The sequence below is a fragment of the Streptomyces poriferorum genome, from assembly GCF_019399235.1.
GTDB classification, from domain to species: Bacteria; Actinomycetota; Actinomycetes; order Streptomycetales; family Streptomycetaceae; genus Streptomyces; species Streptomyces poriferorum.
This window is the reverse complement of record NZ_JAELVH010000126.1, coordinates 1-18,725: the sequence shown is the minus strand read 5'-3', so window position 1 is coordinate 18,725 and position 18,725 is coordinate 1. Positions and strand designations below refer to the sequence as shown.

At 72.5% G+C, this 18,725-nt stretch carries 14 protein-coding genes, 1 tRNA gene and 2 pseudogenes; 8 read left to right on the top strand and 9 right to left on the bottom strand.

The window, feature by feature from the left end:
• Positions 1–882 (top strand): hypothetical protein (locus JGS39_RS21915; RefSeq protein ID WP_236065786.1); only part of this gene is annotated, 882 nt, incomplete at its 5' end.
• 24 nt (positions 883–906) lie between these two features.
• On the opposite strand, the gene JGS39_RS21910 is transcribed toward JGS39_RS21915, so the two are convergent.
• The 8 genes from JGS39_RS21910 to ligD all read right to left on the bottom strand — a co-directional run bounded on the left by JGS39_RS21910 (position 907) and on the right by ligD (position 10,685).
• Positions 907–1,974 carry an amidase gene (locus JGS39_RS21910; RefSeq protein WP_219571024.1) on the bottom strand — a complete coding sequence of 356 codons (1,068 nt, stop codon included), beginning with the start codon at positions 1,972–1,974 and terminating at the stop codon, positions 907–909.
• 4 nt (positions 1,975–1,978) lie between these two features.
• Complete coding sequence (locus tag JGS39_RS21905; RefSeq protein ID WP_219571022.1) at positions 1,979–3,436, bottom strand: peptidoglycan D,D-transpeptidase FtsI family protein; 1,458 nt, start codon at positions 3,434–3,436, stop codon at positions 1,979–1,981.
• A gap of 34 nt (positions 3,437–3,470) precedes the next feature.
• Positions 3,471–4,850, bottom strand: a complete 1,380-nt coding sequence (locus JGS39_RS21900) for an FtsW/RodA/SpoVE family cell cycle protein (protein ID WP_219571020.1) — start codon at positions 4,848–4,850, stop codon at positions 3,471–3,473.
• Between the two features lie 82 nt (positions 4,851–4,932).
• Complete coding sequence (locus tag JGS39_RS21895) at positions 4,933–6,279, bottom strand: ATP-binding protein (protein ID WP_219571018.1); 1,347 nt, start codon at positions 6,277–6,279, stop codon at positions 4,933–4,935.
• A complete protein-coding gene (locus JGS39_RS21890) occupies positions 6,276–7,079 on the bottom strand; it encodes a hypothetical protein (RefSeq protein ID WP_219571016.1) in 804 nt (267 codons plus the stop codon). Before JGS39_RS21890 ends, JGS39_RS21895 begins: the two co-directional genes overlap by 4 nt.
• A 97-nt stretch (positions 7,080–7,176) precedes the next feature.
• The gene (locus JGS39_RS21885; RefSeq protein WP_219571014.1) at positions 7,177–7,512 is read right to left on the bottom strand and encodes a zinc ribbon domain-containing protein; all 336 of its coding nucleotides are present in this window, start codon (positions 7,510–7,512) and stop codon (positions 7,177–7,179) included.
• Entirely contained in the window at positions 7,509–9,641 is a 2,133-nt protein-coding gene (locus JGS39_RS21880; RefSeq protein WP_219571012.1) for a PBS lyase, read from the bottom strand. Before JGS39_RS21880 ends, JGS39_RS21885 begins: the two co-directional genes overlap by 4 nt.
• A 147-nt stretch (positions 9,642–9,788) precedes the next feature.
• The gene (gene ligD, locus JGS39_RS21875) at positions 9,789–10,685 is read right to left on the bottom strand and encodes a non-homologous end-joining DNA ligase (RefSeq protein WP_219571010.1); all 897 of its coding nucleotides are present in this window, start codon (positions 10,683–10,685) and stop codon (positions 9,789–9,791) included.
• Positions 10,686–10,745: 60 nt separating this feature from the next.
• Here ligD and ku point away from each other — a divergent pair, with 60 nt between their 5' ends.
• Complete coding sequence (gene ku / locus JGS39_RS21870; protein ID WP_219571005.1) at positions 10,746–11,894, top strand: non-homologous end joining protein Ku; 1,149 nt, start codon at positions 10,746–10,748, stop codon at positions 11,892–11,894.
• Between the two features lie 61 nt (positions 11,895–11,955).
• Here ku and JGS39_RS21865 read toward each other — a convergent pair whose 3' ends face one another.
• A complete protein-coding gene (locus JGS39_RS21865; protein ID WP_219571026.1) occupies positions 11,956–13,866 on the bottom strand; it encodes a S53 family peptidase in 1,911 nt (636 codons plus the stop codon).
• Between the two features lie 483 nt (positions 13,867–14,349).
• Here JGS39_RS21865 and glyA point away from each other — a divergent pair, with 483 nt between their 5' ends.
• The 6 genes and pseudogenes from glyA to JGS39_RS21835 form a co-directional block, all read left to right on the top strand.
• Positions 14,350–15,633, top strand: coding sequence for a serine hydroxymethyltransferase (gene glyA, locus JGS39_RS21860; protein WP_219571003.1), 1,284 nt, complete (start codon positions 14,350–14,352; stop codon positions 15,631–15,633).
• Between the two features lie 122 nt (positions 15,634–15,755).
• Positions 15,756–15,827, top strand: a tRNA-Arg gene (locus tag JGS39_RS21855).
• 198 nt (positions 15,828–16,025) lie between these two features.
• The gene (locus JGS39_RS21850; protein ID WP_219571001.1) at positions 16,026–16,439 is read left to right on the top strand and encodes a response regulator; all 414 of its coding nucleotides are present in this window, start codon (positions 16,026–16,028) and stop codon (positions 16,437–16,439) included.
• Positions 16,440–16,494: 55 nt separating this feature from the next.
• Positions 16,495–17,562, top strand: a complete 1,068-nt coding sequence (gene nrtL / locus JGS39_RS21845) for an ArgS-related anticodon-binding protein NrtL (RefSeq protein WP_219570999.1) — start codon at positions 16,495–16,497, stop codon at positions 17,560–17,562.
• A gap of 21 nt (positions 17,563–17,583) precedes the next feature.
• Positions 17,584–18,235 (top strand): annotated as a pseudogene (locus tag JGS39_RS21840) (diaminopimelate decarboxylase family protein).
• Between the two features lie 125 nt (positions 18,236–18,360).
• Positions 18,361–18,725, top strand: a pseudogene (locus JGS39_RS21835) (homoserine dehydrogenase); the annotation flags it as partial.

Here is an 18,725-nt window from a genome sequence, read left to right as displayed (position 1 = left end):
CCCCCGCAGGGCCCGTACGGAGCGCCCCAGCCCCCGCAGGGCCCGTACGGAGCGCCGCAGGGCCCGTACGGCCCCCCGCAGCAGCCCCAGCAGAATCATCCGTACGCTCAGCAGCCGGTGCCGGGACAGCAGCAGCCCTACGGGTATCCGCAGGCGCCCCAGCCGTGGGGCGCTCCGGCCCCCGGTGCGCCCGGCTGGCCCGGGATGCCGCCGCCGAGGCGGAACAGGACCGGACTGATCGTCGGGATCACCCTCGGCGGCCTGGTGGTGGCCGGATGCGCCGCCTTCGGCGTCTCGCGCCTGGTGGACGAGGTCGACAAGGCCGGCGGTATCCCGTCGGCCGGGGAGTTCCCGGCGGCCGAGTACCGGCTGACCGTGCCGAAGAAGCTGCTGGACGACGAGTACACGCTGCTCAAGGACTCCTCGTCGACCGACGGGAAGGACATCGAGGGGACCTACGACCCGACCATCCGCGACGCGAAGGCCGTCGTCACCCAGTACACCTCCGAGAGCGGCGGCACCCTCGTCATATCCGGGATGTGGGGCCGGATCAAGGGACCGGAGTTCACCCGGGACAAGATCCTGGAGGGGGCGGTGCAGAACGAGGGCATGACCATCGCCGTACCCGCCAGGGAGTTCACCCCCGGGGGATACGGGATCACGGTGTCCTGCCAGGTCGTCCGGTCGAAGGAGGGCGGCGTCACCAGCACCCTGCCCATGTGCGCCTGGGGTGACGACAACACCGCGTCCTTCGTCGCCGTCATCACCGCCGAGACCGCGCTCCAGGACCCGGCGGAGGTCGACCTCGACAAGGCCGCCCTGGACACCGCCAAGGTCAGGGCCGAGTCGCGCAAGCCGATAGCGGCGACCGAAGCCGGCTGACCCGGATCCGGTCCCGTCGGCCCTCTACAGCCGTACGGGACCCAGCGCCTCCTCCACCGCGCGGGCCATGGCGAGCAGTTGGGCGTCCGCGCCCCGCCGCGCGACCAGTTGGAGCCCGACCGGGCAGCCGTCCGGGGTGAATCCGGCGGGCACGCTCGCCGCCGGATGCCCGCTCAGGTTGAACGCCCAGGTCAGCGAGGTGGACAAGAGTCCGCCCGGACCGTCGTGGCCGTGCGGGCGGTTGGGGGTGACGGGGGTGAGGAGCAGCGGCGTGCCCGCGAAGAAGGCATCCAGTCTGCGGTCGTTCTCGCGTCGGGTTTCGTCTGGGCGCGGCTCCGTCCTCCCGTCCCGTACGGCCTGCCACGCCGCCCCCGGGTCCAGCAGCGCGCAGCCGCCGTCCGCGAGCCGCACCACGCCCGCCGCGACCAGCCGCCGTACCGCGCCCCGCACCACGGCCGCCACCTCCGGGTCGACGTCCGCGAACCCCAGGTCGGGGCTGTGGGCGGCGGTAAGGGGCAGCTCGGCCGCGGCCGGTTCGTAGCCGTCCAGGACGCAGCGCAGATACGTCTGCGCGTCCGCGGCCGTCCGGGTCAGGACCCCGGCGGAGGCGAGGCCGGACCGGTCGGGGGAAGGCAGCAGCCCGTTGGTCGTCTTCAGCCCGAACACCCCGCACCACGCGGCCGGGATGCGCACCGACCCCGCCCCGTCGCTGCCGGTCGCCAGGGGCACGAGACCCGCCGCGACCGCCACCGCCGAGCCCGCCGAGGAGCCGCCCGGTGTCCGGTCCGGCCGCCACGGGTTGACGGTGCGTCCGTGGGTGCCGAGGCCCCAGGTCTTCCAGTGCGTGCCGGGGCCCGGTACGGACGTCGAGCCGACCGGGACACCGCCGGCCGCGATCAGCCGCCGCGCGGCGTACGAGCGGATCCCGGCCCGGCCCTTCACCGCGAACGGCATTCCGACGAGGGGGAGCCGGGCCGCCTCCGGCAGCCGGGCGAGCGCCTCGTCGCGCCACACGTCGAGGAACGCGCGGAGCCGCGGGTCCTCCCGCTCGATCGTGGTCAGCGTCGCGGAGAGCTCCCGGAAAGCCGTCATCGGCTCAGTCTTCCAGGGCCGCCTCCATCACGGAACGGGCGATCGGCGCGGCGTTGCCGCCGCCGCTGATGTCGGCCCGGTCGGCGGAGGCGTCCTCGACGACCACGGCGACGGCGACCGCGGGCCTGGCGGACCCCTCCGCCTGCGCCCAGGCGATGAACCAGGCATAGGGCAGACCGGAGTTGTCGACCCCGTGCTGGGCCGTGCCGGTCTTGCCGCCGACCGTGGCGCCGTCGATCGCCGCATTGGTGCCGGTGCCGTCCTGCACCACGTCGGTCATCATCTGACGCAGCCGCATCGCCGTCATCGGGTTCATCGCCCGGTGGGACGAACGCGATCCGGTGGTGTGGACGGTGGAGCCGCTGTGCGTGGTCGTACGGTCCACCAGGTGCGGATACATGAGGTCGCCGCCGTTGGCCACGGCGGAGGCCACCATCGCCATCTGGAGCGGGGTGGCCGTCGTGTTGAACTGGCCGATCGCGGACTGGGCCAGCTGGTCGTCGCTCATGTCCGTGTCGAAGTTGCTCCTCGCCACCCCGGACGGGATCTTCAGCCCGGAGTCGTTGAACCCGAACTTCTCGGCCGCCTCCACCATGCCGTCCAGGCCGACCTCCACCCCGAGGTGCGCCATCACGGTGTTGCAGGAGACCCGGATCGCCTCGGCCAGCGACGCCTGCTCACAGCCCCTGGCCTCGTTGGGCAGCGTGGTCGAGGTGCCCGGCAGGACGTAGGGGGACGGGGTGTCGGTCGCGGCGTCCGGATCGGTGACGACCTCCGCGTCCAGTGCCGCCGCGGCCGTCACGATCTTGAACGTGGAGCCGGGCGGATACGTCTGCCGGATCGCCCGGTTGAGCATCGGCTGACTCGTGGACGCGTTGAGCTCGCGCCAGGCGTCGGTGACGGACGAGCCGGTGCCGGAGAGCCGCTCGGGGTCGTACGACGGCGTCGAGACCAGGGCCAGGATCCTGCCGGTCGTCGGCTCGACGGCCGCGACCGCGCCCCGTCGGCCGCCGAGTCCCTCGTACGCGGCGCGCTGCATCGAGTCGTTGACCGTGGTGACGACATCACCGCCCGGCTGCCGGTCGCGGGTGATCTCGTTCCAGAACGGGAGCGGCGCGAGCATGGGGTCGGTGCCGGAGAGGACCGCGTCCTCGGCGTTCTCGATCAGGGTGGTGCCGTACGTCTGCGAGGCGTAGCCCGTCACCGGCGCGTACAGCGGGCCGTCGCGGTAGGTGCGTTCGTACGCGAGCTGCTCGCCGGTGTCCTTCGAGCCGGTGACGGACCGGCCGCCGACCAGGATGTTGCCGCGCGGCCGGTCGTAACGGTCGATGGTGGTACGGCGGTTGGCGGGGTTGTCGTCGAGAGCGTCGGCCTCGAAGACCTGGACGCGGGCGGCGTTCACCAGGAGTGCCACGAGCAGCAGCAGACAGAACGCGGCGGCGTGGCGGATGTAGCGGATCATGTCCGGGCCCCCAGGGCGGTCGGCGGGTGCGGGATCACCGTTCGTTCTCCGGTACCGGTGCGACGACTCCGGTCTCCACCTCGTCGGGGTGCGGTCTGCGGGCCACGTCGCTGACCCGGATCAGCAGCGCCACGATGATCCAGTTGGTGACCACCGAAGAGCCGCCCTGCGCGAGGAACGGCATCGCCATACCGGTCAGCGGGATCAGCCCCATCACGCCGCCCGCGATCACGAACACCTGGAGCGCCAGGATCGAGGCGAGGCCGATCGCCAGCAGCCGCCCGAAGGCGTCGCGCAGGGCGAGCCCGGCCCGGTAGCCGCGCGCCACCAGCAGCGCGTACAGCATGAAGAGCGCGGTCAGCCCGGTCAGGCCGAGCTCCTCGCCGGCCGTCGCCAGGATGAAGTCGGACTTGGCGGCGAAGCCGATGAGGATGGAGTGGCCGAGCCCCAGCCCGGTGCCGAGCATCCCGCCCGCGGCGAAGGCGAACAGGGACTGGGCGAGCTGCCCCGGGCCCCGGCCGGCGTCGATGGAGGCGAACGGGTCGAGCCAGTCCTGCACCCGGCTGTGCACATGCGGTTCGAAGGAGCCGACGGCGAACGCGCCGACCGCGGCCAGCAGCAGCCCGACCGCGATCCACCCGGTCCGGCCGGTCGCCACGTACAGCAGGATCACGAACAGGCCGAAGAACAGCAGCGAGGTGCCCAGATCGCGTTCCAGGACGAGGACGCCGACGCTGATCAGCCAGATCGCCACGATCGGACCGAGCACCCGGCCGGTGGGGAGCTGGAGCTTCCAGATCCTGCGGCCGGTGTACGCGAGGGCGTTGTGGTTCGCCGCGAGGTAGGCGGCGAAGAACACGGCGAGCAGGATCTTGGCGAACTCGCCCGGCTGGAAGGAGAATCCGCCGACCCTGATCCAGATCTTGGCACCGTTCACGGCGGGGAAGAAGATCGGCACGATCATCAGGACGAGGGCGGCGGCGACCGAGAGGTACGCGTAGCGCTGGAGGACGCGATGGTCACGCAGGAACACCACCACCGCGATGAAGAACGCGACGCCGAGCGTGGACCAGATCAGCTGGGTGGGCGCCGCCTGGTCCTTCGGCGTCTCCAGGTCGAGCCGGTAGATCAGTACGAGGCCCATGCCGTTGAGCAGCACGGCGATGGGCAGCAGCAGCGGATCGGCGTACGGGGCGCGGAAGCGGACGGCGAGATGGGCGAGGAGCGCGAGCAGGCCGAGTCCGCCGCCGTATCCGGCGACGTCGGGCGGGACCGCGTCGTCGTGGGCCAGACCGACGGCGGCGTAGCCGTAGACGGAGATGAGGACGGCCCCGATGAGGAGCGAGAGTTCTACGCCGCGCCGCTTGGGCAGGCGCAGCTCGGGCGGGGGTGCGTCCGCCGTCGTTGCGGTCATGCCACGCAACGTAGCAAGAGGTGGGTGTTATTTCCCTTATGTCCTCATGGAAGGGGTGTGGGGTCCGGGTGCTGTGCGGCCGTCAGGCGCCGGCGGGGGAGCGCGGCGGGTCCTCGTCGCCGTCGTCCAGGCGTACGTACTCCGGCAGTGTCAGCCGGGCCAGCGCTCCGCCGTCCGGCGCGTTCTCCAGGACCAGCTCGGCGCCCATCACCTCCGCCTGCCCGACGGCGATGGTCAGACCGAGGCCGTGGCCCTTGGTGTCGCCCTCCGTGCGGAAGCGCTGCGGGCCGCCCGCGATCAGATAGTCCGGGAAGCCCCCGCCGTGGTCGCGTACGGTCACCACCGGTCCGTCGACCGTCAGCACCACCGGCGGGCGGCCGTGCCGGTGCGCGTTGCCGATCAGATTGCCGAGCACCCGCTCCAGGCGCCGCCTGTCCGTCTCGACCCGCACCGGCGGCCCGTCCCCGACGACCCTGACCTCGGTGCCGCGACCCGAGGCGCGGGCCACCCGCTCGGCGAGCGGCGCCAGTTCGTGCACATCGAGGTCGACGTGTTCGGTACGGGCGTCGAGCCGGGAGATCTCCAGCAGGTCCTCCGTCAGCGCGCGCATCGCCCGGACCCGGTCCTGCACCAGCTCCGAAGGGCGGCCCGGCGGCAGCAGCTCGGCGGCCGCCGACAGGCCGGTCAGCGGGGTGCGCAGCTCGTGCGCGACATCGGCGGTGAAGCGCTGTTCGGCCACGAGCTTGCGCTGGAGCGCCGAGGCCATCGTGTCCAGCGCTCCGGCGACGATGGCGACCTCGTCCGGGCGGCGCGAGGGGTCGGCCGTGCGGGGGTCGTTGACCCGGGCGTCCAGGTCGCCCGCGCCGATCCGCCGGGCCACCCGCGCGGTCTGGTGCAGCCGCCGGGTGACCCGGGTGACGGAGAACGCGCCGACGAGCAGGGTGGCGCCGATCGCCAGCAGCGCGGAGCCGAGGATCGCCCCGTCCAGGCCGTTGATCGTGCGGGCGCTCTGGCTGTAGTCGACCTGCGTCGCCAGGGCCCGCCCGTCCGCCGGGGCGGCCGCCCACATCGTGGGGCGGCCGAGATGGTCGGCGACCATGGTGCCGCGTTTCCCGTCCTCCACCGCCAGGGCGCGCAACGAGGCGGGCAGCCCCGGCGGATCGAGCCCGGAACGCGGCGGCAGCGCCCCGCCCGTCTCGTAGGCGGCGGTGGCGGTCTCCAGCCGGGCGAGGGCCTTCTCCCGGGCGTGGCCGACCGTCTGCCGGGTGACCGCGGTGTGCACCAGCACGCCCAGCAGGGCGGCGAGGACGCAGCACATCACGGTGATGAAGAGGGCGGACTTCCAGGTGAGCGTCGCGGTCCAGGCGGGCAGCCGCAGCCGCCGCCCGGGACGGCGGACCCGGCTCGCGCCGGTCCGCGGGCCTCTCACCGGCGCTCCGCGGTCACGCCCGGCGAGGGCGCCGAGGAGGGTGCGGCCGTGCCGGGGCTCAGGGTCGCGTCGGCGGTCGGCAGGGCGGAGGGCCGCGCGCTCGGGGTGCGGCGCCGGTCCGGATCGGCCCGCGGAGCCATCCGCAGGATCTCCTCCTGGGTCGGCAGCATGGCGCGCTGCCGGTCGTCCCAGGACCAGGCCGTGCGGTACTCGTACCCGGTGATGGCCGAAGGGGCCCGCATGACCAGGGCCCGGCCCGCCAGCTCCACGCTGATCACGGCGTCGGAGGTCGACATGATCCGGGTGAGCCCGCTCGGCTCCGGCATGTAGACGCGTACGGAGAGCTGGCGGGCGGCCAGGCGGATGCCGAGGATCATCTCGTCCCGGCCGTCGCCCGTCAGATCGCGGTAGTACGGCTTCAGTACCGGGCAGGAAGCGGGGGCGATCCGGCAGGCGTTGATCTGCCGTACGGCCGCGGCCGGGAGCGCGTCCGTGCCGCTGGAGCGGTCCGGACGGGCGTTCAGCCCCGCCTGCACCACCGCCACCGGGTCCAGCCGGCGCACATCGCCTCCCGGGACGGCGATCCCGGGGATGTGGGCGGTCTCACCCTCGCCGTAGTCGTACGGGGCGGCGGAGGCGGGCGGCAGCTCCGGCCAGAGGCGGGCGGGGCCGATGGCGGCCGGGGGCCGTCCGGCGCTCTTCAGCTCGCCGCCGGTGCCGCATCCGGCCAGCAGGGCGGCGCCCGTGAGCGCCGAGACGACGGCAGCCGTGCCTCGCCCCGTCCGGTGCTGCGGACGCATGTCTTCCTCCCGTTCCGACGGCCGGGCCGGACCACGCGTGATCGCGCACGGTCCCGGCTCCGTAGACCTTATTCGGAAGGAAGTTCCTTATGCGTATTTACTGCTGATAGGGGTTCTGGCCCTGCGCCTGTCCCTGCGAGCCCGGAGCGTGACCCGGCTGCTGCGGGGACTGGCCGAAGGGGTTGCCGCCCTGCGCGGCCACGTGCTGGGCCAGCAGCTGATCGGCCTGCTCCTTGGGGATCTGCTGCTCCCCGCCGCAGAACGTGCACTGGGTCGCGTACTTCGTCGAGAAGGGGAACAGCGGCACGAAGAACAGCGTGAACTTCGTCACCCGCTTGCGCAGCGTGTGCGCCGCCGGATTCCCGCACCAGCCGCAGACCAGCGTCAGGACCGCCAGCTGGTAGAGATAGCCTCGCGTACCGAAAATGATCATGTCGTGGGTCCCTTCCCCGAATTCCCCAGGAGCGCCCGGCGGCAGAGCGCCAGCAGCTTTTCGTCCTCGTACGTGTCGTGGCTGCCGTATCCGCCGTCCATCGCGTTGTGACGGCGTACGGAGGCGAGTTCGGCGCGCAGCACGTGCGCCGCCTCCGACCCTGCACCAGCAGCCCCCGCCCGCGCCAGGCATTCGGCCACCCGAACCCTGACATGACGGTTCTTCTCCCAGGCCGCGAGGAGTACCGGAACGGACTCCTCGGCCCGTCCGGAAACCTCCCACAGCGCGATCGCCGCGTCCACCCGCAGCCACAGCTCCTCGTGCAGCAGCAGCCCCCGCAGCCGCGGCGCGGTCACCGCCGCGTGTGCGCCGAGCCGGCCCAGCGCGCTCGCCGCCGCCCGCCGCTCGCGCGCGTGCTCCGCCTGGAGCCCCTCGATCAGGACCGGCAGCACCGCCCCCGCGTCCCCGTCGACGGCCCAGAGCGCCTCGGCCGCCTCCGTGGCCCCCGCCGTCCCGGCGCGCCGGATCAGCGCCCGCAGCTCCGGGACCGCGCAGTGCGCCGCGGGCCCGAACGAGCCGAGTGCCCGCAGTGCCGCCGTACGCAGCCACTCGCCCCGGTACTCCGGCGCCCCGCGCAGGATCCGCAGCACCTCGGGCGCCGCCTCGCCGGCCCGGAGCGCGGTCAGCCCGGCCAGCAGCGGGCTCGCCCGGTCGTACGCCTCCTCGTCCAGCCCGACCTCGCCGAGCCTGCGGCGCAGCACCCCGGCCAGTGGCGCGGCGGCCGGCCCCAGACAGCCGATGGCGAACCCCACGTCGTGCGGCACCTCGGGCCGTTCCAGCGCCGCCGCCAGCGCGGGCAGCGCGCGCGCGTCGCCCAGCCGGGCCAGGGCCTTCACCGCGCTGCCGAGCCCCGGCGGCCCGCTCGCCCACTCCTTCACCCAGGCACCCGGATCGGCCGCGACCCGGCCCGCCAGCGCGTCGCCCGCGGGCGCGGCCAGGCCGAAGAGCTCCTCCAGGACGTGCGAGGCGGCCTCGGCCAGTCTCGGCTCGTCCGAGACGAGCTGGTCGCCCACGAGCCGGACGAGCTCCCCGTAGGAACCGCGCCAGGCCCTGATCAGTCCGCTGCTCATCCGGACGGCGTCGATGCGCTGGCCCGGGTCGGGGCTGCACAGCTGATCGGTCAGCAGCGCCGTCCGGTCGGCGACCCGGTCGTCGAGACCGACGTGCAGAGTGCGCAGCAGAGCGGCCGTCCAGGGCGCCGCGCGCCCGGCCCCGTCGTCGGCCGCCGGCGCCCGCAACTGCCCGACCAGGGTGACCGGCGCGGCCTCGGCGCAGGCGGGATCCGCCGGTGCCCCGAGAACCCGGGACCCCGCCTCGGAGACCTCCGGCACCCCGGGGGCCGAGCGCAGCTGCCGCAGCAGACCCGCCACCACCCGCACCACATCGCCCGGCAACGCCTCGGGTGCGCACCGCGCCAGCTGGGCCAGGGCCGCCAGCCGCAGGCCCGGCCCATTCGCCTCGGCGGCCAGCCGGCTCAGCCAGTCGGCGATCCGGCCGGCCAGCGGTCCGTGGCGCAGCGCGACCCGCCCCGCGGCCTCCACCAGGGCGAGCCGCACCTCGTCGTCCGGTTCGAGCGTCAGCCGCTCGCGCAGCAGGGTCAGGACCCGGGCCGGACTGCCGTGCAGGGTGGCCAGCGCCAGCGGGGCGGAGACCCGTACCCCCGGATCCTCGTCGGCCATCAGCGCGAAGAAGACCCCGGCGCCCGCGCTGACGGCCGCAGCCGCCATCGCGTAGTTCGCCGCGCCCTCCGCGTCGTCCTCGTCCTCGGCCTCGTCGATGTCCTCCTCGTCGACGTCGATGCCGCCGATGCTGGTCAGCAGCTCGACGATGCCGCCGCGGTCCGGGACCAGCGGATCGACGACCAGCTCGAAGAGGAAGGGAATGCAGGCGAGCGTGCAGGCGTAGACGTCACCCTGGTGGTGGACCGCCCCGTACATGCCGTCCAGTGCTGCCTCGCGCTCCGACGGGTCGGCGGACGCCAGGCCCCGCAGCAGGGCCGGCACGTCGTCGGCAGGCCCGTAGGCATGCTCCATCGAGGCCCAGTCGACCTCGTCGATCCCCGCGAACACGCCATCGCCTCCCCACGGTTTCCCACGAAGCAGTGTCTTGCGCAGAGTGTGCACCACCGCTCGGACAATCCACCCGCCCCATGCCGCCTTTTGCGCTTGAACATGACAACACCTGCGCCGATGCGGTATGTCCCGGCCACCGGAGCCCTACGGAGTGTCCGGAATCGGCCGCCCCCGGTCCGGCTCGGTGAGCGGCGCGAGCAGATCGCCGTACCGGTCCAGCCGCTCCGCCATGGCACCGGCCAGGAAGACCAGCGCCCCGGGCCTGCGGCACGCCTCGATCTCCGCCCAGGTGACCGGCGCGGAGACGGCCGGCTCGGCCCGCGCCCGCAGTGTGTACGGGGTGGCCGTCGTCTTCGCCGCCGCGTTCTGGCTGAAGTCGACGAACACCTTGCCCGGCCGCAGTGCCCGCCTCATCCGGTGCACCACCAGATCCGGAAGCTCCTTCTCCGCCTCGACGGCGAGCGTCTTCGCGTACGCCGACACCCGCTCGGAGGCGGTGGGCTCCACCGGTACGAGCAGATGCAGCCCCTTGGACCCGGACGTCTTCCCGTACGCCTCCAGCCCGTCGGCCGCCAGTCGCTCCCGCAGCCAGAGGGCGACCGTGCAGCACTCCACGACCGTCGCGGGCGCGCCCGGGTCCAGATCGAACACCATCCGGTCCGCCGTCCCCGGCGCCTCGGCCCGCCACTGCGGGGTGTGGAACTCCACCACCAGATTGGCCGCCCACATCAGCGAGGCGAGGTCCTGGACGACGACCTGGCGGGCCTGCTCCTTCTCGTGGTGCGGCACCGGGGCGGTGTGTACCCAGGACGGCGTACCGGGCGGCGGGTTCTTGGTGAAGAACAACTGCCCGTCCGGCCCGTCCGGATAGCGCAGGAAGGAAAGGGGCCGGTCCCGCAGATGCGCCAGCAGGAACTCGGCCGCAGTGGCCGCGTAGTAGTGCAGCACCTCGCCCTTGGTGGTGCCGGTGGCCGGATACAGCACCTTGTCCAGGTTGCTGAGCGGCACCCGCCGCCCCTCCACCACGGTGATCGGCGTCATACGATAAGAATCACATGAAATACTGATCTATACGGATGTAACGCACGTAAGGGGTGACCGGTGAGGTCCATCTGGAACGGCGCCATCTCCTTCGGGCTGGTCAGCATCCCGATCAAGCTGGTCAACGCCACCGAGAACCACTCGATCTCCTTCCGCCAGATCCACGCCGCCGACGGCGGCCGCATCCGCTACCGCAAGGTGTGTGAGCTGGACGGCGAGGAGGTGACCGCCTCCGACATCGGCAAGGCGTACGAGGACGCGGACGGCTCGATGATCCCGATCACCGACGAGGACCTCGGCTCGCTTCCGCTGCCCACCGCCAAGACGATCGAGATCGTCGCCTTCGTGCCGGCCGACTCCATCGACCCGCTCCAGATGGACGCGGCGTACTACCTGTCCGCCAACGGGGTGCCGGCCGCCAAGCCGTACACCCTGCTGCGCGAGGCGCTCAAGCGGAGCCAGAAGGTGGCCCTCGCCAAGTACGCGCTGCGCGGGCGGGAGCGCCTGGGGATGCTGCGGGTGGTCGACGACGTGATCGCGATGCACGGACTGCTCTGGCCGGACGAGATCCGCGCCCCCGAAGGGGTCGCCCCGGAGAGCGACGTGTCGGTCCGCGACGCCGAGCTCGACCTGGCGGACGCGCTGATGGACACGCTCGGCGAGGTCGACATGGACTCGCTGCACGACGACTACCGCGAGGCGGTCGAGGAACTCATCGCGGCCAAGGCCTCCGGCGAGACCCTGGAGCAGCCCGAGACCGGCGGCGCCGGTGGCGGCAAGGTCATCGACCTTCTCGCGGCCCTGGAGAGCAGCGTCCGGGCGGCGAAGGAGGCCCGCGGCGAGGACGGGGGCGAGGGGAGCGGGGCGAAGGAGGAGAAGGCGTCGGTCACCTCGCTCGCCGACCGCAAGCCCTCGGCCTCCACCACGCACCGGACACCCATGGGCAAGTCGGTGTCGCGCTCCTCCTCCAGCGGGTCCCGGAAGTCCGCGTCCTCGCCCAAGTCCTCGGGGGCGAAGAAGTCCACGGCGAGCAGCGGCAGACCGGCGGCGAAGAAGAGCGCGTCCAGCAGCGGGTCCGGCGCGAAGAAGACCGCGTCCAAGGCCGGTGCGTCCAAGTCCGGCACGTCCAAGAGCACGACGTCCAAGAAGACGGCGGCCAAGAAGCAGAGCGGCACGAAGACGGCCACCCGCAAACGGGCCTCCGCATGACAAGCCGGCCGCCGCGGGGGATCACCCCCGCGACGGCCGGCTCACATCCCGCCCCGCAGGTTCAGCGCCTGCGGTACGAGCTCACATAGCCGGAGGCCGGCGTGCCGACTCCCGTCACGTCGTCGTACCCACGCACCGCCGACAGCGAGGCGTCCTTGCCGAGGCTCCGCACCGAGGTCCGCAGCCCGTCCGCCGCGTCGTAGCCGTTGATGAAGTCCACCCGGGCGACCGCGAGATCACGGCCGGCACCCAGCGGGTGGTCCGTCACGTCGTGGTACGCCTTCGAGTGGTAGCGGGCGTAGATCGCCGGGTTGGCGAAACCGATCGGGCGCCCGTGCTGCGCCTGCTGCGCCAGGGCCTGGACACCGGCGATGACCGGCGCCGCCAGCGACGTACCGCCGATGCGGTACTCGTCGTAGCCCAGCGATCCGTCCGGCAGCGTCTGCGTCTGGCCCACCAGGAAGCCGGTGTTCGGGTCGGCGACGGCCGCGATGTCCGGGGCCGTCCGCATCCGGGTCGTCCCGTTCGCCTTCGCCAGCGAGTCCGGCACGATGCCGCGCTGGTAGGACGGCTGCTTCACCGTGGAGCTGGTGCCGCCGCCCGCGCCGGAGGTGTACGCCCCGGGGAACCCGGCCCAGCTCCTGCCGTCCGCCGCCAGCGGGGCGTTCAGCGTGCCCCAGCCGGTCTCCCACTGGTACGCGTCGTGCTTGCCGACGGCCAGTGACGTACCGCCGACCGAGGTCACCCAGGCGGAGTTCGACGGGACGTCGATCTGCTTGGTGCCGGTCGAGTCGACGTTGTCGCCGTCGTCGCCCGAGGAGAAGTAGAAGCCGATGCCCTCGACCGCGCCCATCTTGAACACCTGGTCGTAGGCGAGCGCCAGGTCGGGCGTCTGGTTGGCCTCGACGTCGCCCCACGAGTTGGACACGATGTCCGCGAGGCGGTGGTCGACGACCTTGTTCAGCGAGTCCAGCAGGTCGTTGTCGTAGCAGGACGCGCCGCCCACGTACACGATGTCCGCGGCGGGCGCGACGGCGTGCACGGCCTCGACGTCGAGGGTCTCCTCGCCGTACCAGCCGGACGCGCCGCACTCCTCGGTCTTCGTGTAGTCGTCCGGCAGCACCTGGCTGAACTGACCGCGGCGGTAGGGCGCGTCGCCGTTGCGCTTCGCGTACTGGGCGGCGTCCTTCGCGATGGTGGGGGAGGCGTACGCGTCCGTGATGGCGACGGTGACCCCCTGGCCCGTGTAGCCGCCGGCCCCGTACGCGGAGCGCAGTTGCTTGCCGGTGTACCCCTTGACGGCGTACGGCACCTTGGCCCCGTAGGCGCTCGGCAGGGTGGAGGCGGTCTTCGACCCGAAGTACGAGGAGGACGGTCCGGAGTTGCGGAACACCGCGTCCGGCGGCGGCAGCACCTCGTCGTGACTCGACTTGTGCGGCGCGTTGTCCAGACCGGAGACGGCGAGCACGGCGTCGCTCAGCGCGGCGGGCACGGAGGCGGTGGAGGCGGGGGCACGGTAGGTGCGGCTTCCCTTGCGGTAGTTGCGCAGCTGAGTGCTGAACGCCTTCTCGGTCTGCCCCACTTCACCGGTGGCCGAGACGTAGTGCTGGTTGGCGCCGGTGACGGTCAGCCCGCTGGCCTCCAGCCACTGGCTGACCCGGTCGATCTGGTCCTGGGTGGCCCCGAACCGCGCCTGCGCCTGTGCGGCGCTCAGATACTTCCCGTACGACGGCGACTGCGGGTCGGACACGGCGGCCGCGTAGGCCGCAAGCCCCTTCGCGTCCCGTCCGGCCAGGTGGACCCGGACGGCGACCTTTCCGCTGTCGGCCGTGGCCCCCTGATCGGCCGTGGCGGTGGCCCAGGCCGGCTTGGTGCCCTGCAGCGCGTCCCGGCCACCCGTCGCGGAATCCGCGCTGGCGTCGGTTATCCCGAGGGTGAGCGCTCCGGCGAGCAGTGGCAGCGTCGCCGCCATGCTCAGCGCGGCGCGTCGTCGGGTGCGGCTGATTCTCAAAACAACCCCCTGCGATCTGGGTCTCGCGTGTGGCGCATGTGCCGAATGTTGTGCGCATGCAATGCGCCACTCTGGCGAGGAACACCTCATGTAGGGGGCATGCAATGACCAAGAATGAGCCAAAGGCTTCTTCGTGCAGGGGAGTTCGCGCCGATTGGCCGAGGATGGGGCCTTGCCGCCCGGTGGCTCCCGATAGATCCGAATGATGCGGGCGCCTGTCACCACGGCCGCCTCCCCGGGCCGAGGCAATTCCGGGCCCATGACCCCGCCGCCGAGTAGGGTACGAATCGCTGCGACTGGCGCGCGCCCCTGCCGGGGTGCTCAGTGGAATCGACCACGAGGGAGCGGCACACCCCGGGCCCGCCCGGGGCGTCATCTCCGGAGAGCCGTCCGCCTGGGCATCCGGGTCCATGCCGCAGCGAGCGGCCGACCCGGGAGGATCCCGTGACCGCATCCGTACCCTCGCACCCCCGCCACCCCGCCCTGGCGGCAGCCGATCCCGAACTCGCCGCACTGGTGGCCGCCGAGGAACAACTCCAGGCCGACACCCTCCGCCTGATCCCCAGTGAGAACTACGTCTCCGCGGCCGTGCTCGAAGCATCCGGCACCGTCCTCCAGAACAAGTACTCCGAGGGCTACCCCGGCAAGCGGTACTACGAGGGCCAGCAGATCATCGACCAGGTCGAGACCCTCACCGTCGAACGGGCCAAGGCGCTCTTCGGCATGGACCACGCCAACGTCCAGCCCTACTCCGGCTCCCCGGCCAACCTCGCCGTCTACCTGGCCTTCCTCAAGCCCGGGGACACCGTGCTCGGCATGTCGCTCCCGATGGGCGGCCACCTCACCCACGGCTGGGGCGTCTCGGCCACCGGCACCTGGTTCAACGGTGTCCAGTACGGAGTGCGGCGCGACACCGGCCGCGTCGACCTGGACGAGGTCCGCGACCTGGCCCTCGCCGAGCGGCCCAAGCTGATCTTCTGCGGCGGCACGGCCGTCCCCCGCGAGATCGACTTCGCCGGCTTCGCCGAGATCGCCCGCGAGGTGGGCGCGGTCCTCGTCGCGGACATCGCCCACATCGCGGGCCTGATCGCCGGCGGCGCGCACCCCTCCCCGGCCCCGCACGTGGACGTGGTGTCCACCACCACCCACAAGACCCTGCGCGGCCCGCGCGGCGCGATGCTGCTGAGCCGGGCCGAACACGCCCGCGCCCTCGACCGCGCCGTCTTCCCCGGCCTCCAGGGCGGCCCGCACAACCAGACCACGGCGGCCATCGGCGCCGCCCTGCGCGAAGCCGCCGCGCCGGCCTTCCGTACCTACGCCCACGACGTGGTGACCAACGCCCGCACCCTGGGCGAGGAACTGGCGGCCCGCGGCTTCGACCTCGTCTCGGGAGGTACGGACAACCACCTCCTCCTGATCGACCTCACGAACAAGGAGGTCCCCGGCAAGACCGCGGCCAAGGCCCTGGACCGCGCCGGCATCGTCGTCAACTACAACACCGTCCCCTACGACCCCCGCAAACCCTTCGACCCCTCGGGCATCCGCATCGGCACCCCCGCCCTGACGTCACGGGGCATCCCCGCCTCGGAGATGGCCACGGTCGCGGCCTGGATCGCCCGCGTGACCGACGCCGCCCGCACCGGCGACGAGTCCGTCGTCACGACGGTGCGCGCCGAGGTGAAGGACCTGATGGACGGGTATCCGGCACCGGGGCTGCCGGTGAGCTGACGCGGTACGCGGCGATGTGCCCGGGGTGCCCGGGCACATCGCCGCGACGCGGAAATACCTGTTCACGGACACCCCGTGGAAGCTGGTAGTGTTTCACCCGTCGCCGAGCAACACAGCGATACGCCCCCGTAGCTCAGGGGATAGAGCATCGGCCTCCGGAGCCGGGTGCGCAGGTTCGAATCCTGCCGGGGGCACTTCCGGAATCAAGGCTCTGGCCAGCAGAAATGCTGACCAGAGCCTTTTTGCATGCCTCGGCGCACATGCATCCTCCGCACTCGCACGCACATCCGGCCACCCCCCGCCCCACCCGTCCGGGGGCGGAAGTGGGCAAAACCCGGACGCAGCCGCTCCGCCCCGCCTACTCTCGAAGAGTGTCAGGGGCATGCGGCCGCGTGCTTGTTGTCGACGACAACAAGGTCATCCGGCAGTTGATCAGGGTCAATCTCGAGCTGGAGGGCTTCGAGGTCGTGACCGCGGCCGATGGTGTCGAGTGTCTGGATCTGGTGCATCGGGTCAGTCCCGACGTGATCACGCTCGACGTCGTGATGCCCCGGCTGGACGGTCTCCAGACGGCCACCAGGCTGCGCTCCGACCCACGCACCCGGCATCTGCCCGTGGCGATCATCAGCGCGGGCACGCCGTACGAGGTGGACAACGGTGTCGCGGCGGGAGTCGACGCGTTCCTGGCGAAGCCCTTCGAGCCGAGCGAGCTGGTGCGGGTCGTACGGCAGTTGATGGAGCGCGGGCGGCCGCCGGTGCTCGACGGCAGGCAGGGGGCCGGACGGGCGGAGAGTGCCGCCGGCTGACCGGATGGCGAAACGCGTTGGCGAAAGGCCCCCCTTCCTCCCATACGCTTGTCCCGTGACCCCCGCCGATCTCTCCCTGACCGTGCTGCGCGCCGTGCGCCGCGCGGTCGACGAGAACGCCTTGCACGCGCCCGTGCCCGCGCGCGTGCGGGTGGAGAGGACACGGCCCGGCGGACGCGGTGACTACGCCAGTGCCGTCGCGCTCCAGCTGGCCGGGCCCGCCGCCCTGTCCGCGCGGGAAGTGGCCGAGATCCTGCGGGAACGGGTCGCCGGGGCGCCCGGCATCGGGCGGGTCGAGATCACCGGGCCCGGATTCCTGAACTTCACGCTCGACGGCTCCGCCGACGCGTACGGGGCGCTGATGTCCCGGGTGCGCGAGCAGGGGCCGCGGTACGGGCACGGCGACGCGCTCGCCGGGGACCTGCTGCGATTCAGCCACGCGAGCGAGGTCCGGGCCGCCGTCACCGCCGACGCGGTGGGCAGGCTCGCACGGGCGCAGGGCGCGCGCGTACACATCGGCTGCGACGGGGCGCCCGACCCGGACTGGGCGCGGCTGGGGATCGTCGGCGACGGCGAGGACCCGTCCGCCACGGAGATACGGCCCGTCCCCGCCGGCGCCACCGCGGGGGAGCTGCTCCGCCGGCTCGGGCCCGACGCGACCCGCTGGGGTCTGCTGCGGCCCGCCGGGCACGACCGGGCGCCCCTCGGCGACGACCTCCTCGTCCAGGGCGAGGGCAACGCGCTGTTCCTGGTCCGCTACGCACACTCCCGCGTCCACGCGCTGACCCACGGTGCCGCACTCTTCGGTTTCACGAGCGTCCCCGGCCAGGAGGCCCCCGGCATCGCAGGCGCCGAGGCGGACGCGCTGCTCGCCCTCCTCGCCGACCACCCCGCCGCGCTGCTCGCCGCCGCACGCCACCGCGCTCCCGACCGGCTGGCCCGGCACCTCGAAGCGGTCGCACGCGCCCTCCTCGACTTCCACGACGTTGCCTCACCGCTTCCCGTCGGGGACGAGAAACCCTCGGCCGCCCACCGTTCCCGGCTCGCCCTCGCCGAGGCCGCCGGGACGGTGCTGGCCGGTGGCCTGTCCCTGCTCGGTATCAGCGCACCCCGACACCTCTGAGAGACCCGAGAGAGCATCACGATGAGCCGATCCGCACACCCCGCCGGGCCCCGTCACGCCGACGTCATGACGGAGGGCCACTACACCGCGCCCGCCGAGGACCTCAACGCCCTGGACGAGAAGGTCTGGGCCCGCACGGTCACCCGGGACGAGCACGGTGCCCTGACCGTCGGCGGGATCGGAGTCGCCCGGCTGGCCGAGGAGTTCGGCACCCCGGCCTACTTCCTCGACGAGTCCGACTTCCGGGCCCGCTATCGTCGGGCCCACGGCCTTCACGCTGTACGAGGTCGGCACCATCAAGCCCCTGGAGGGGCTGCGTACGTACGTCAGCGTCGACGGCGGCATGTCGGACAACATCCGCACCGCGCTGTACGACGCCGAGTACAGCGTCGCCCTCGTCTCGCGCACCTCGGACGCCGAACCGATGCTCGTGCGGGTCGTCGGCAAGCACTGCGAGAGCGGTGACATCGTGGTCAAGGACGCGTTCCTGCCGTCCGACCTGGCCCCCGGCGACCTGATCGCGGTCCCCGCGACCGGTGCGTACTGCCGCGCCATGGCGAGCAACTACAACCATTCCCTGCGCCCGCCCGTCGTCGCCGTGCGCGACGGACAGGCCCGGGTCATCGTCCGGCGCGAAACGGAGGAAGATCTTCTGCGTCTCGACGTCGGCTGATGCTTTATTTCCGGGGGGACACCCCCGGAACCCGCTAAACATCTCAGGATCCGGACGGGTGGCGGAAACGCCCGTCCGGTGAGTGAGACTGGTTCACACATCAGATGTAAAGGAAACGAGGTCGGATGATGCGTACGCGTCCGCTGAAGGTGGCGCTGCTGGGCTGTGGAGTGGTCGGCTCAGAGGTGGCCCGCATCATGACGACGCACGCCGACGACCTCGCCGCGCGCATCGGCGCACCGGTGGAGCTCGCCGGCGTCGCCGTGCGCCGGCCCTCCAAGGTCCGCGAGGGCATCGACCCCGCGCTGATCACCACCGATGCGACCGCCCTGGTCAAACGGGGCGACATCGACGTCGTCATCGAGGTCATCGGGGGTATCGAGCCGGCCCGCACGCTCATCACCACCGCCTTCGAGCACGGCGCGAGCGTCGTCTCCGCCAACAAGGCGCTGCTCGCCGAGGACGGCGCAGCCCTGCACGCCGCCGCCGA

What these genes read in the sequence shown, in the direction of transcription:
- ligD (WP_219571010.1), bottom strand. Translation starts at nt 10,685, where the DNA reads ATGACGCCGATCACCGTGGTGGAGGGGCGGCGGGTGCCGCTCAGCAAC.
- JGS39_RS21885 (WP_219571014.1), bottom strand. Translation starts at nt 7,512, where the DNA reads ATGATCATTTTCGGTACGCGAGGCTATCTCTACCAGCTGGCGGTCCTG.
- JGS39_RS21865 (WP_219571026.1), bottom strand. Translation starts at nt 13,866, where the DNA reads ATGGCGGCGACGCTGCCACTGCTCGCCGGAGCGCTCACCCTCGGGATA.
- JGS39_RS21890 (WP_219571016.1), bottom strand. Translation starts at nt 7,079, where the DNA reads ATGCGTCCGCAGCACCGGACGGGGCGAGGCACGGCTGCCGTCGTCTCG.
- JGS39_RS21900 (WP_219571020.1), bottom strand. Translation starts at nt 4,850, where the DNA reads ATGACCGCAACGACGGCGGACGCACCCCCGCCCGAGCTGCGCCTGCCC.
- JGS39_RS21910 (WP_219571024.1), bottom strand. Translation starts at nt 1,974, where the DNA reads ATGACGGCTTTCCGGGAGCTCTCCGCGACGCTGACCACGATCGAGCGG.
- JGS39_RS21905 (WP_219571022.1), bottom strand. Translation starts at nt 3,436, where the DNA reads ATGATCCGCTACATCCGCCACGCCGCCGCGTTCTGTCTGCTGCTGCTC.